The sequence below is a fragment of the Deinococcus aerolatus genome, assembly GCF_014647055.1.
Classification (GTDB): domain Bacteria; phylum Deinococcota; class Deinococci; order Deinococcales; family Deinococcaceae; genus Deinococcus; species Deinococcus aerolatus.
In genome coordinates, this window is record NZ_BMOL01000001.1 from 364,985 (window position 1) to 378,911 (window position 13,927).

A 13,927-nucleotide genomic window follows, 5' to 3' on the forward strand; every position below is an offset into this window, starting at 1 on the left:
GGTCAACCAGACTGTAGACAGGGGAAGGGCGCAACCATGCCGAAGGCGGTGCAGGCGGGCAACTCCTGCACCGGGCACGCGGCGGCGGCACCAGGCGAGGCCAATCCTGAACCCATCAGACAGAGCACTGGACGGGACAAATAGTGGAAATGAGCTATGTCTTTTTCACCGCAGGCTGCTAGACTCTGCTTGTCGGTGAACGCCGACCAACACCTGGGGGTGACCCGGTTTCGACAGGGGAACTGAAGGCGATGTTGCGTGTCGAGGATTCCGTTGGCCTCGTAAAAAAACGGAAAAGCCATTAACTGGCAACCAGAACGAATTCGCTTACGCTGCATAAGCTAAGCCAGTGACCGTGAAGCCCCGCCTTTGGCGTCGCGCGAGCTGAAACAAAAGAAGGCTAGTCCGGGCGATGTTCTGTAGCTCAGGGCGAAACTAAACGGAACTAAGGAAAGGGAAAACCCGCCCGCTGGTGGGCCCTGACCCGACAACTAAACAGCGGGATACACACGTAGACGCACGCTGGATGAACTTTTGGACGGCGGTTCGACTCCGCCCACCTCCACCACACAGAGAAGACCCCGCCCACCCGGCGGGGTTTTTCTCTATATTGGGGCGGCCCCGTACAGGGCACAGGCCGGGATGGCGGAAGGGTAGACGCATTCGACTTAAAATCGAACGGGAAACCGTGCGGGTTCAAGTCCCGCTCTCGGCACCAGACCAGCCTGCACAGGGCTAAAGGCCCCGCCTGACGCGGGGTCTTTCTATTGTCCAGCCCTGACCACAAGCGGACGCCGACCGTAACCCAGGTGCCGGGCATCCGAAAAATCAGGGCCGCAAGACCTGCCCCCCATTGTTCTTGCTGGCCCTGACCGACCTCCCCTGAGGCGGAGGGCCACTGTCCTGGCAGAAATTCAGCGCACCAAGCGGGTCAGAGCGGGAGCGTCCGGCTTTTCCTGCCGGTGGTACCGTAGCCCGCCTGACCTAGGCTAGCGCCACTGCTCCGGCAGCCCGTAGACATGCCACAGGGCGTCCACCCGCTCCACCACCGCCGGGTCCATCGTGATCTTGGGGGGCCAAGGGCGCACAAAGCCTTCCTCGGGCAGTTTGCGGGCGCCGTCCCAGGCCAGCAGTTCGCCGGACTGCACGACATCACGCTCCGGGTCGATGTTGTTGAGGATGGTCCACCACACGTCCTGGATGTTGCCCACGTCGGTGAATTCGTCGCAGATCAGCAGGTGACGCACTCCTGCGGCGGCCGGGTGGGCGGCGAAGACCCGCGCAAGTTCCTGCGCCTGACCGGGCCGGGTCTTTTCCAGGGCGACCAGCCAGTAGCCGTCGCCGGTCTGCCGCTGGGCCACCACGCCCTCAAAGTCGGGCAGTCGTGCGGCGGCATGCGGCACAAAGGTTGCCTCGTGGGCCAGATCGCCCGCCTGAAAGTCACGGCTGGACTCGCCCCCCCCGATTTCCTCGGGGCGCTTGGCCGTGGCATCGATGATCAGCTTGCCGCCGTAGCCCCAGCCCCGGCTGCTGTGGTCCAGCACATCGGTGGGGCCGCGCGTGGTCAGGGTGTCGCGGCCCGGCACGGCCCTGGCGGCCACCTCGCGCCACACCGCCTCAAAGTCGCTGACCGGCACTCCCTCGTCCACCACGACAATCACCTTGGCGAACATCATCTGCCCCAGCCCAAACATCCCGTTTGCCACCTTGTACGCCTGACCCGGATAGCCCTTCCTGATGCTCACGAACACCAGGTTGTGCGCCACGCCGGCGGGCGGCATGTGGTAGTCCACGATCTCGGGAAGAATCAGCTGTGCGGCGGGCAGGAACAACCGCTCGGAGGCCTCGATCAGGTAGGCGTCTTCCATCGGCGGGCGGCCCACGATGGTGGCCGGGTACACCGGCTGACGGCGCATGGTCACGGCGGTGACGTGGAACAGCGGGTACAGGTCCGGCAGCGTGTAGAACCCGGTGTGGTCCCCGAACGGCCCCTCCATCACCCAGTCCTCGGACGGGTCCACGTAGCCTTCCAGGATGAATTCGGCGTTGGCCGGCACGTCCAGATCCACGGTGAGGCCCTTCGTCACCGGGTATCGCTGCCCGCGCAGGTAGCCGGCCAGCGCGAACTCGTCCAGGCCGGGAATGGGGGGCAGAGGCGCAGTGGACGCGTAGATCAGCGCCGGATCGCCACCAATGGCCACGGCCACTTCCAAACGCTGCCCCAGCTTCTTGGCCTTCTCCAGATGCTTCGTGCCCGTCTTGTGGCGCTGCCAGTGCATGCCCGTCGTGTTCCTGCCCATAACCTGCATGCGGTACATGCCCATGTTGCGCTCGCCGGTTTCGGGATCTTTGGTGATCACCAGCGGCAGGGTCACGAACGGTCCGCCGTCCAGCGGCCAGCATTTCAGAATCGGGATGCGCGACAGATCCACCTCGTCGCCGCGCCACACCACCTCCTGCACCGGGCCGGTCCTGACCCGTTTCGGGGGCAGGTTCATGGCGTCTCCCAGCTTGGTGACGTTGCTCAGCAACCCCAGCTTGCTGCCGCCGCCGCCCAGGTCAATCAGGGCGCGGACCTTCGCGGCCAGATCGTCCAGGTCACTGACACCCAGCGCCAGGGCAGTGCGCTCGCGGGTGCCCATCAGGCCGATCACCACCGGAAACTCGCTGCCGCGCACGTTCTCGAACAGCACCGCCGGGCCGCCGGATTTGACCAGCCGGTCCGCGATCTCGGTGATTTCCAGATCGTGGCTGACGGGCGCACTGACGCGCAGCAGTTCGCCGCGGTCTTCCAGCAGGCGCATGAAGCTTTGAATGTCGGGAAAGGCCATACGCGGCAGCATAGGACGGCGGGGGCGGGGCAACCGTACCGGAAGGCGGCAACCAGGAGCCTTGCAAGCATGACGGTTCGCTCAAGGTGCGGTGTGCATAGACACGCCCAAACAGTTGACCTTTCTTGTAAACTACGCTATTGCCCGGACAGGATCCCGGTCCTTCCGGCCCAGATTCCCAACCCCACCCTTTCAAGGAGTCCCATGAAATACCCGTTCCTGATGTCCGCCCTCACCCTCGCCTCCAGCAGCCTCGCCGCACCCAGTAGCAAGGCGCCCAGCACCCTGACCAAGGGCGTGCTGAAGATCGGCATGGAGGGCACCTACGCGCCGTTTACCTACAAGGACGACAAGGGTGTGCTGACCGGCTTCGACGTCGACATCGCCAAGGCGGTGGCGGCCCGGCTGGGCCTGAAAACCGAATTCGTGTTGACTGAGTGGAGCGGCATTCTGGCGGGGTTGCAAGCAGGGAAGTACGACGTGATCGTCAATCAGGTGGGCATCACCCCCGAGCGCCAGAAGAGCATCGCCTTTAGCACGCCCTACGCGTATTCCTCGCCGCAGATCATCGTGAAGAAGGCGGGCAACTCAGCGCCCAGGACGCTGGCGGACCTGAAGGGCAAGCGCGTGGGCGTGGGCCTGGGCAGCAACTTTGAAAAGCAGCTGCGCGACGCGGGCGGCATCAACGTGGTGACCTACCCCGGCGCGCCCGAATACCTTGCGGACCTGGCCTCGGGCCGCCTGGACGCCGCCTACAACGACCGCCTGCTGGTGGGCTACCTGATCAAGTCCCAGAACCTGCCGGTGCGCGGCGCGGGCGTGATCGGTCAGCCCGAGGCAGTCGGCATCGCCCTGAAGAAGACCAACACGGGCCTGAAGACGGCCATCGACAAGGCCCTCCTGCAACTCAAGGCCGACGGCACCTTCGCGAAGATCAGCCGCGAGTGGTTCGGGCAGGACGTCAGCAAACCCTGAGTTGAAATCCATGCCCTCATCAGCGCCGCCCTGCTTCATCAGCGGGCGGCGTTGCTGGTGCTGTCCCCCTTTAAACTCAGGGCGTGAGACAGCACGTTCAGGTTCTGGTGATCGGCGCGGGCGCGGCGGGCAGCGCGGCGGCGTATGCCCTGGCCCGGCGCGGTCAGGAGGTGCTGCTGCTGGAACAGTTTCACGTCGGCCACGAGCGCGGATCGAGTTTCGGGCCGTCGCGGATCTTCCGGCTGGCCTACGAGGAACCCGACTATGCCGGGCTGGCCCAGGCGGCGCTGGCCTCGTGGCAGGCGCTGGAAGTTGCGTCGGGCCAGCCGTTGTACTGGCGCACCGGGGGACTGGATCTCGGCCCCGCCGGAACCCCCAGTCTGGAAGCGGTATATGCCTCTCTGGACGCGCTGGGCGCGGCCCCACAGCGGCTGGCCCGACGCGAACTGGCCCGGCGCTACCCGCAGTGGCAGGTGCCGCCCGACTGGGAGGCGGTCTATTCGCCCGAGGCGGGCATCGTCAGCCCCGAGCGGACGCTGAGGGTCCTGACCACCCTCGGCCGTCAGCACGGGGCGCGGGTGCTGGAAGGCGTGGCGGCGCTGGACATTGAACTGGGGACGCAACCCGCCGTCCGGACCAGCCGGGGGGTGGTGACCTGTGACCATCTGATCGTGGCGGCGGGCGCGTGGCTGCCACGTCTGGTGCCGCAGTTGCAGGCCTCGCTGAGCGTGACGCTGGCGGCCTCCAGCTTCTACCGCCCGGAGGATATATCGGCCTTTGGGCCGGAGCGCTTTCCAGTGTTCATCACCCACGATGAGTTCCAGGCCTACGGCTTTCCCGTCTTCGGCGTGCCCGGCGTGAAGCTGGGCGTGGACGTGGCACGCCCCGTCACCAGCGGCGATGACCGTACGTTCGAGGTTCCGCCACAGGTCAGCGGGGCATCCGACGCCTTTATGCGGCGCTTTCTGCCGGGGGCCAGCGCCGTCATGGAGCGCCATACCTGCCTGATCACCCGTGCGCCGGGGGGCGATTTCGTGCTGGCGCCGCACCCGGCCTGCCTACACATCACGCTGGCCTCGCCGTGTTCGGGGCACGGTTTCAAGTTCACGCCGCTGCTGGGCGAGTTGCTGGCCGCGCGGGCGCTGGGGGAAACGCATCCCTGGCATCTGCCGCGCTTTGCCTTCCCCACCCCGATTGGGCAGACAACGGAGGCCCAGCCGCTGCCCGGAGGCTTATAGTCAATGCTCTCCCTGTTCTGGCCGCTTGACGGGTCTCCGTCGCCACTCCATATTTCGCCCCTTTCAGCGGCGCCTTCACCGGGCCGATCCCAAGGAGAAGCTATGCGCGCATTCCGTCCCACGCTGGTATTAGGCACTGCACTGCTGCTCGGCACCGCCGCGTTCTCGCTGGCCCAGACCGCCACGCCCCCGCCCACCCTGAGCAAGGGCGTGCTGAAGATTGCCGTGGAAGGCACCTACGCGCCGTTTACCTTCAAGGACGACAAGGGCATGCTGACCGGCTTCGATGTGGACGTGGCGCGGGCGCTGGCCGCGAAACTGGGCCTCAAGCCCGAATTCGTGTTGACCGAGTGGAGCGGCATTCTGGCCGGGTTGCAGGCGAACAAGTACGACGTGATCATCAACCAGGTGGGCATCACCGCTGAGCGGCAGAAAAGCATCGCCTTCAGCGACCCCTACGTCTTCAGCCGCCCGCAGATTGCTGTGCACAGCACCAGGGGTCAAACCTACAAGACGCTGGCAGACCTGAAGGGCAAGCGGGTGGGTGTCGGGCTGGGCACGGTGTTCGAGAAAGACCTGCGCGAGGCGGGCGGCATCACCGTGGTGACGTATCCCGGCACGCCGGAGTACCTGGCGGACCTGTCCAGTGGCCGACTAGACGCCATCTACAACGACCGCCTGCTGATCGGCTACCTGGCCAAGTCCCAGGGCCTGCCGATCAAGGGCGTGGGCGACGCCGGGTCGGTGGACAGCATGGGCATCGCGATGAAAAAGACCAACACCGGCCTCAAGGCCGCCGTGGACGCTGCCCTCAAGGGCATGAAGGCCGACGGCACCCTGGCGAAGATCGGGCAGCAGTGGTTCGGACAGGACGTCAGCAAGCCCTGAACCTCCGGCCCGCCCTCCCGCCGCCCCTCCCCGCCAGACTGGGAGGGGTTTGCGCTGGGAGCCTAGAAGCCTGAGTATCCTTGCCTTCTTGCGGGCAGACCGCCGCATTTCTCCGCCCCGGACCGGGCCACCGAAGGAGCCGCCCCCTTGGACACCGAACAACTTCAACTGATTCTCCAGAGTGCCTGGGCCGCCGTCCCCGCGCTGCTCGTAGGGGCGCGGCTGACCATCGGCTTTGCACTCGCGGCGATGGTGCTGGGCCTGCCGCTGGGGTTGATCGTGACCCTGCTGCGGCTGTACGCGCCGGCGCCGGTGCGCGGGCTGGCCACGCTGTACGTGTCGTTTATCCGGGGTACCCCGCTGCTGGTGCAGATCTTCGTAATCTATTACGGCCTGCCCAGTTTCGGCATCATTCTGAGCCCGGTGGTGGGCGGCGTGCTGGCCCTGACCCTGAACGCCGCCGCCTACCTGTCTGAGACCATCCGCGCCGCCATTCTGAGCATCCCGAAAGGCCAGCATGAGGCGGCCTACAGCCTGGGCCTGAGTCGCGCCGAGACCATGCGGCTGGTCATCTTGCCACAGGCTGCGCGGGTGGCGCTGCCCAGCCTGGGCAACAGCCTGATCGGGCTGGTCAAGGACACCTCGCTGGTCTCGGTGATCACGGTCGTGGAACTGCTGCGCAGCGCCCAGCTGGTGATCGCGCGCACCTTCGAGCCGTTCGGCCCGTATCTGGCCGCCGCGCTGATCTACTGGGCGCTGAGCAGCGCGCTGGAAGTGGTGCAGCGCCGGCTGGAGCGCCGGTTCTCACGCGGCAGCTAACGGGGCCTCACGCCGCCCGCCTGCCTCTTCCGATCTTCAATGCCTTCTCGCTTTCCAGCAGGCGCTTGAGGGCCGCCTCGCTGCGGCTCAGCCCCTCCAGTTCAGCGGGCAGACGTCCGGCGCGCGGCTCGTAGTCGTCCAACACCTTGCCCTCCAGATAGCGGTCGAAGATCACCGGACAGATGTAGCTGCCCCGCGTGACGGCGGGCGTGTTGCCCAGGTCCTCGGCCACATGTCTGACGCAGTCCACCAGCACCCGGCGGGCCTCGCGCTCGGTGCCCGCCACCCCCACCTCGGCCAGATACTCGGCGGCCAGCAGTGTGCCGCCCCAGGTGCGGAAATCCTTGGCGGTAAAGGGACCGATCACCTCCTTCAGGTAAGTGTTCAACTCCGGGGCGCGGACGCGGCGGCGGCCCTCCTCGGCCACCGTCTGGAACAGCCACGGACCAGGCAGTTCCAGCAGTTTCGTGATGTTGTTTGCCAGCGTGGAGTTGCGCGTCGCCTTGTTCTGCGTGATGCCGTGCTTGCCCCGGAAGTCGAAGGTGACCAGATTGCCCTCTACCTTCACGTGCCGCTGGCGCAGGGTGCTGAGGCCGTAGGTCTTGTGCTGCTTGGCATAGGCGTCACTGCCCACCCGGAAATGCGCGACGTGCAGCAGCCGGGTCATCAGGGCCATCACCTTGCGCGGCGGCAGACCCTGCAGGCGCAGGTCGGCGGTAGTAACCTCACGTAACGTCGGCAAGGCCGTGGCGAAGCGCGTCAGCCGCTGCCACTTCTTCAAAGCCCCGGCCTGCACGAAATCGGGGTGGTAGCGGTATTGCAGCCGTCCGGCTGCGTCACGGCCAAACGCCTGCAACTCGGCGTCGGCGTCGGGAGAAACGTACACGTCCTCGTAGGCGGGCGGCACGGCCAGACTACTGATGCGCGCAATGCCTTCCTGGTCCTCGTAACGCGTGCCGTCCGGCCAGAAGTACCTGAATTTCCTGGGATCGCTGCCCTCGCGGCGCAGGTATTCCTCCTGCAAGATCTCGGTGCGGCCCGGCATTACTCGACCGCCTTCTCGGGAAGTTGCCAGTCAATCGGCGTTTCTCCGGCCTCCTCCAGCGCGGCGTTCACGCGGCTGAAGGGCCGGGTTCCCATGAATTTGGTCACGCTCAGCGGGCTGGGATGGGCCGATTCCACGATGACGTGGTTGGGGTTGGTGATCAGTTTGGCCTTTTTGCGGGCATACGCGCCCCACAGCACGAAGACGACGCGCTCTTCCCTGGCATTCACGGCCCTGATCACCGCGTCGGTAAACGCCTCCCAGCCCTTGTTCGCGTGGCTGTTGGCCTGCCCGGCCCGCACGGTCAGCACGGCGTTCAGCAGCAGCACGCCCTGTTCGGCCCAGCTTTTCAAATACCCGTGGCGCGGCGGCTGAAAGCCGGGAATATCCGTCTGCAACTCCTTGTAGATGTTCTGAAGGCTGGGAGGCACGCGCACGCCGGGCCGCACGCTGAAGCTCAGGCCGTGCGCCTGACCGGGGCCGTGGTACGGGTCCTGCCCCAGAATAAAGACCTTGACCCGGTCCAGCGGCGTGAAGCGCAGCGCGTTGAACACGTCGGCGGCGGGCGGATAGATGGTCTGCGCGGCGCGTTCCTCCACCAGAAAGTCCTTGAGCTCGTGAAAATACGGCGCGGCGAATTCCCCGGACAGGGCGTCCTTCCAAGACTGTGGCAATCCGGCAGGGATGATGGGTCTGGCAGCTTCGGGGGCGTTGCCGAACAGGTCCGGTTGATCGCTCATGGGGAGTCTCCTGGGGGTGGGGGGGGTGGCGGGTGTCTTTTTGGGGGGTCTGGCGGGCAGTCCTTGCGCGACCCGTTCTGCGCGCATCACGGCCTTCTTGCGGCTGCCGTGCCGGAGGTAGATGCGTCTGGCTTCCGTCTCAAACGCCGGCGAGGCGCGGGCGGCAGCGATGCGGACGCGGGCCAGCCGTCCGGCCCGGTTCTCGTCCACGACTGGCGGCGGGTAATTCAGCCGGGCGGCCCCGCTCCATTCCCAGGGCGCGTGCAGCACATCCCCCGGCACGTCCGCCAGTTCCGGCACCCAGCGGCGGATAAACACCCCGTCCGGGTCCTGCTCCCGGGCCTGCCGGGTGGGGCTGTAGATGCGGACGCGGTTGATGCCCACGGTTGAACTCTGCATCTGCATCTGGGACCAGTGGATGCCGGGTTCGTTGTCCAGCCACTGCCGCGCCAGAAACAGGCCCGGCTGCCGCCAGTGCAACCACAGATGCTGGCTGGCAAAGCTGACCAGCATCGCCCGCATCCGGAAGTTGAGCCAGCCGGTCTGCCGCAGCATCCGCACGCAGGCGTCCACCAGCGGGTAGCCGGTCTGCCCATGCGCCCAGCGGTCATAGAACTCGGGGGTCCAGTCGTCCTCGCGCAGCCCGTCCAGGGCACGGTTGAGATTGCGGAACTCCATGCCGGGCTCGGATTCCAGCCGCTGAATAAAGTGGCAGTGCCAGTGCAGCCGGCTCTCGTAGCTGCGCAGCGATCTGACCCAGCGCGGATCAGCCCAGGTGTCGCCGCGCACGGCGGCCAGCCGCTGCCGGGTGGCCCCCACCACCGTCCGCAGGGACACCGTGCCGAAGGCCAGCGGCGCGCTCAGGCGCGAGCAGGCGTATTCGGCGCTCAGGGGACTGCTCATCTCGCGCATGTAGTTCACGCCGCGCACCGCCAGGAACGAGTCCAGGGTGGCCCGGCCCACTGCCTCGCCGCCCGGGGGAATGGTCTTGTCGTTCGCCGCTACGCCCAGTTCGGCGTGCGACATGGTCCGGCACGGTAAGACCCCGGTGCCGCGCAGCCCTTCCGGCGCAGGCAGGGCCGGCGTGCCCAGCCGCTCCTCCCAGGCATCGGCCCAGCCATCGCGGTTTTTCATGCCGCGCACCACACCGTTTTGCGGCACCTCGGCCAGCGGCAGCCCGCGCGCCCGCGCCCAGGCCCGCACCCGCCGGTCCCGCGCAAAGGACACGCCGTTGCCCGTTTCCTGGTGCGCCCAGATGCCGCCCAGCGGCAGTTCGTGGCTCAGGCGTTCCAGAACCTCCACCGCCTCGCCGTGCCGGATCACCAGCGGCGTGCCCAGCCCGCGCAGGCTGGCGTCCAGCTCGCGCAGACAGTCGTTCAGATACGTCAGGTGCTGCCCGGCAAATTCCTCGTGGCCCAGTTGCTCGGGCTCGTAGATGAACAGCGGCAGGACCGGGCCACGCGCCGCCGCCTCGCGCAGCGGCACGTGGTCCTGCACGCGCAGATCCTTCTTGAACCAGACCAGCTGCACCGGGCCGGGCTGTGCGCCGCCACGTGGCGGGCCGCTGAGTTGTGCAGGGTCAGGCACACCGCAGTCTTATGTACGGCTGCGCCGGGGACGGTAAGAAGAGACCGGTTGGAGCTTTGGGAAACCTGAAGGCGGGCCGCCCCTTTCAGAACGGCCCGCCCGGATGCCCGAAATTATCTGACCCTGACGCGAAACTCCAGTTTCAGGGTCTCGTCCTTCCTTAGCCCGGCGACGGTCCAGCGCACGTGGGTGTAGCTCTCAGGCGGCGCAGGCTGCGACCGGGTCACCGACTTGCCGTTCTCGGTGACGGTCACGTCCTGCATGGGCCTGGGGCTGTAGGTCCGGCCCCCATCCGCGCTGTAGGCTACCGTCCAGCGTGAGCTGTTCGGGGTCACGCCTCCGCTGAAGACCGTTTCGCGCGGAATGGGAATGCCCACGGTCACCTGCGCGATGGTCTGGCCCCGGACGTTACGCACCGTGACCTGCTCTCGCAGAATGTCGCCGGCCTGCACGGCACTGGGACTCTGAATGAACTGCTCGGCGCGCACGCCGTTCTGGACGCTGACCTTTACCAGGTCCTGCGCCATCACGAAGCTCACGCCGTTCCTGATGACTGGCGCCGGTTCGGACGGCCCCTGGGCCAGCGCCGAAGCCGCCAGCAGGGCGGCCAGCAGCGCAGGACGCAGGACGCGAGGGGTGAGCCTCATGCCGGCGTCAGACGCCCAGTCGCCCGGTCAGCGCCTTCTCGGTGGGCGTGCCGGTGGCGCCGTCAAAGGCGTCGATTTCCTCGATGAAGCGGTCAAACAGGTAGCGGCTGTCGTGCGGCCCCGGTGAGGCCTCGGGGTGGTACTGCACGCTGAAGACCGGGTAACGGCTGTGGGCCATGCCCTCCAGCGTGCCGTCGTTGAGGTTGATGTGGGTGGCCACGAAGGCCCCGTTGGGAATGCTGTCCAGGTCCACCGCGTACCCGTGGTTCTGGGCGGTGATCTCCACGTTGCCGGTCAGCAGGTTCTTGACCGGCTGGTTGCCGCCCCGGTGGCCGAACTTCATCTTGAAGGTCTGGCCGCCTGCCGCCAGCCCCAGAATCTGGTGGCCCAGACAGATGCCGAAGGTGGGCAGCAGGCCCATCAGTTCCCAGGCGGTCTTGTGGGCATATTCCAGCGGGGCCGGGTCGCCGGGGCCGTTGCTGAGGAACAACCCATGCGGTTGCAGCGCCATCACCTGCGCCGGGGTGGTGTGCGCCGGGACCACGATGGGCTCGATGCCCACCTCCGAGAGCCGCTCGATGATGGTGTGCTTGATACCGAAGTCCATTAAAACCACGCGCTTGCCGTGCCGCAGCGTGGGAAAGGCGTAGGGCAGGGCGGTGGTCACGTCCTTGGTCATGTCGTGGCCGTCGATGTCCTGATGGTCCAGGGCACGCTGCACGTAGACCTGCTCCTCGGCCGGAGAGAACTCGCCGTAGGCGTCCTCGGGGTGGGTGTACGAGCGGTGGGCGATCACGCCCTTGACCACGCCGCCGGTGCGCAGGCGGCGCACCAGGGCGCGGGTGTCGATGCCCTGGATGCTCACCACGCCGTACTGCTGCATAAATGCTTCGAGGGACTGCTGGGCGCGGTAGTTGCTGTACTCGCCGGAAAATTCGCGCGAGATGAAGCCGCGCACGTAGGGCTTGTTGCTCTCCATGTCGTAGATCGCCACGCCGTAGTTGCCCACATGCGGGTATGTAATGGTCACGATCTGCCCGTTGTAGCTGGGATCGGTCATGATTTCCTGGTATCCGGTCATGGAGGTGTTGAACACCACCTCGCCCACGGTTTCGCCCCGGTGGCCGAAAGCGTAACCCCGGTACACCGTTCCGTCTTCCAGCGCCAGAATCGCGCGTTCTTTTCTGATCATGGTTCTCCCCTCCATCTGCGCCTCACAGGACGCACTTCATGGCGTATGCAGAGCGTGGTGTGTAGCGTAGGGCACGCAGCGCGGCCCCTGGCCCGGTTGCCTATTATCCACGCCTGGCGCTCTTCCGCGCCCGCCCCGGCTCACGTTCTGCCGGGGCGGGCGCGGAAGGGCGCAGGTTACCAGCGGTACCGCACGCTGGTTTTGCCGGCGATCACGTTGCCCTGCACGGCGCTCTGCACAGTGTGGCCGTCGTAGCGGTTGATCAGGTCGGCCATCAGGTCGCTGACGCCGCCGATCATGCCCGACATCATCTCGCCGTCGTCCATCTCGCCATCCTCAGCCGTCATATCCGCGTCCGCGCCGTCTGGCTCCACAGCGTCGGCGATGTCCCCGTCGTCTGCGCCCATGACGCTCAGGATGGCCCGCGACAGCTCCTGGCCGCTGAGGTCTGCGGGGTTGGGGGCGTAGATCCACCCGCCAGAAAACTTCGTGTTCAGCCCGGCGGCAAGAAAAGCCGCGTCCTGGGCCAGCGCCGGGGCAGCGTCGTCCACGGCGGCGTCCAGGGCCGTCTGGCTGAAGGCCGTGACGAGGTACCCGTCTCGGAAGGCGTAGACCATCTTCAGGTGGCCCAGCAGATCGTCCACCATCTTCAGGTGGCCCAGCAGATCGTCCACCATCTTCAGGCTGCCCGCCGCCGCGCCGCCTGCCGCTGCCGCCGCGCTCACCCCGCCGGGCATGACGCGGCCCATGTCGCCCAGCGCGTCGTCCCGGAGCAGCGTCTTCAGGCTGTCCGACGCGCCCGCAATGGCCGCGTTCACGCTGCTGACGTATTCAGGCATCTGCGCCCTGGCAGCGTCCATGTCCGCGACACGCCGGTAGGTCACGGTGTGGTTCAGGCCCGACAGCGGGTTGCTGGCGTCCAACCCCGCCTTGAGGCCGCCTGCCAGCGTGACCTGGGCGCACTCGTTGCCCAGGTAGCGGGCCGAGCGCTCCAGGTGACTGGCCAGCTGGCTGTCGGTCAGGAAGCCCAGCGGGTCAAACAGGTCCACGCGGGTCAGCCAGCGCCCCAGGTACGCGCCGGATTCGGGATGACACGCGGAGGCCACCACGCTCTCGGCGTCGGCAGGAATGACGTTTTGCACGGCGAAATCGGTGCTGCTGGTCAGGATGCGGTACAGCGGCTGGTCCCTGCCCTGCGCGTTGGCGGCGTGCGCGGAGGCGGCAGTCAGCCCCCCGGCGTTGGTGGTGAAGCCCGCCGCGTACTGCCCCAGCGTGTCCAGGGCGTCCACGAGGGGCGACAGCAGGCGCGGCAGCTTGATCGTCTTGCTCAGGGCGCCGCGAATCACCTTGGCGGTGGCCGAGAAGTTGAGAAACAACGACATCTCCTGCTGGCCCACCGCCCGCTGGGGCACGGTGTAGGCCACCGAATTCATCAGGCGGGGGGCCGCCTTGCCGCTCAGGCGGCCCAAGTAGCCCATCAGCAGGTCCTTGTCGGTGGAGACGTAGACCAGCCCGTTGGACATCCCCGCGAAGGCGCTGCCCTGCCGCGAGAAGGTGTAGTTGCCCACCCGGGCGCCTTTTTTTGGCTCCATCAGGTTGGAGAAGAATTCGCCCGACAGTCGGTCCACGCGCGAGACCGCCAGCAGTTCCGGCGAGAAGGTGCCGCCCGCGTTGCCTACCGAGAAGACGCCCGCCACGGCCTCCTGCCCCAGCGAGCCTTTCAGGATCTGCTGAAAGCCGCCGATCATCTGGCTGCCTTCCTCGTCCCCGGCCACGCTGCTGACCACCGAGATCAGCAGCCCGGCGAAGCGGTCGATGGCTCCGCCCGCATTCTTCGTTTCCAGGGTCAGCAACGCCCCGGCAGGCAGTTGTCCGGACAGGGACGCGGCGTGGGCGGTGGAGAACACGCCGCCCAGCAGGGCCATCAGGAGGAATGCGTTTCTCATGGGAACAGCATAAGCACCC

At 66.8% G+C, this 13,927-nt stretch carries 10 protein-coding genes, 1 tRNA gene and 1 other RNA gene; 6 read left to right on the forward strand and 6 right to left on the reverse strand.

All coding sequences use genetic code 11. The features are described 5' to 3' along the window. Positions 1-215: 215 nt before the first annotated feature. Positions 216-568, forward strand: a transfer-messenger RNA (tmRNA) gene (ssrA, locus tag IEY31_RS01775). A gap of 68 nt (positions 569-636) precedes the next feature. Next, positions 637-718 (forward strand) — tRNA-Leu (locus IEY31_RS01780). A gap of 271 nt (positions 719-989) precedes the next feature. Here the strand turns inward: IEY31_RS01780 and IEY31_RS01785 are convergent. Further along, positions 990-2,831 (reverse strand): menaquinone biosynthesis decarboxylase, encoded by a 1,842-nt coding sequence (locus IEY31_RS01785; RefSeq protein WP_188968388.1) that lies wholly within the window; start codon positions 2,829-2,831, stop codon positions 990-992. A gap of 204 nt (positions 2,832-3,035) precedes the next feature. On the opposite strand from IEY31_RS01785, the gene IEY31_RS01790 reads away from it, so the two are divergent. The 4 genes from IEY31_RS01790 to IEY31_RS01805 all read left to right on the forward strand — a co-directional run bounded on the left by IEY31_RS01790 (position 3,036) and on the right by IEY31_RS01805 (position 6,751). Continuing rightward, complete coding sequence (locus IEY31_RS01790; protein ID WP_188968390.1) at positions 3,036-3,806, forward strand: transporter substrate-binding domain-containing protein; 771 nt, start codon at positions 3,036-3,038, stop codon at positions 3,804-3,806. An 83-nt stretch (positions 3,807-3,889) separates the two neighbouring features. Further along, positions 3,890-5,044, forward strand: a complete 1,155-nt coding sequence (solA, locus tag IEY31_RS01795) for an N-methyl-L-tryptophan oxidase (protein ID WP_188968392.1) — start codon at positions 3,890-3,892, stop codon at positions 5,042-5,044. Positions 5,045-5,146: 102 nt separating this feature from the next. After that, positions 5,147-5,932: a transporter substrate-binding domain-containing protein gene (locus IEY31_RS01800; protein ID WP_188968394.1), complete on the forward strand. Its 786-nt coding sequence runs from the start codon at positions 5,147-5,149 to the stop codon at positions 5,930-5,932. Between the two features lie 147 nt (positions 5,933-6,079). Beyond that, entirely contained in the window at positions 6,080-6,751 is a 672-nt protein-coding gene (locus tag IEY31_RS01805) for an amino acid ABC transporter permease (protein WP_188968396.1), read from the forward strand. A gap of 7 nt (positions 6,752-6,758) precedes the next feature. Here IEY31_RS01805 and IEY31_RS01810 read toward each other — a convergent pair whose 3' ends face one another. From IEY31_RS01810 to IEY31_RS01830, 5 genes are all read right to left on the reverse strand, one after another. Next, entirely contained in the window at positions 6,759-7,796 is a 1,038-nt protein-coding gene (locus IEY31_RS01810; RefSeq protein WP_188968398.1) for a DNA topoisomerase IB, read from the reverse strand. Further along, positions 7,796-10,123: a uracil-DNA glycosylase gene (ung, locus tag IEY31_RS01815; protein ID WP_229723249.1), complete on the reverse strand. Its 2,328-nt coding sequence runs from the start codon at positions 10,121-10,123 to the stop codon at positions 7,796-7,798. The genes IEY31_RS01810 and ung overlap by 1 nt, the downstream gene beginning before the upstream one ends. A gap of 113 nt (positions 10,124-10,236) precedes the next feature. Then, positions 10,237-10,770 (reverse strand): hypothetical protein, encoded by a 534-nt coding sequence (locus IEY31_RS01820; protein WP_188968400.1) that lies wholly within the window; start codon positions 10,768-10,770, stop codon positions 10,237-10,239. Between the two features lie 7 nt (positions 10,771-10,777). After that, entirely contained in the window at positions 10,778-11,962 is a 1,185-nt protein-coding gene (gene carA / locus IEY31_RS01825) for a glutamine-hydrolyzing carbamoyl-phosphate synthase small subunit (RefSeq protein WP_188968402.1), read from the reverse strand. A 176-nt stretch (positions 11,963-12,138) separates the two neighbouring features. Further along, the gene (locus IEY31_RS01830; RefSeq protein ID WP_188968404.1) at positions 12,139-13,908 is read right to left on the reverse strand and encodes a hypothetical protein; all 1,770 of its coding nucleotides are present in this window, start codon (positions 13,906-13,908) and stop codon (positions 12,139-12,141) included. Positions 13,909-13,927: the final 19 nt, after the last annotated feature.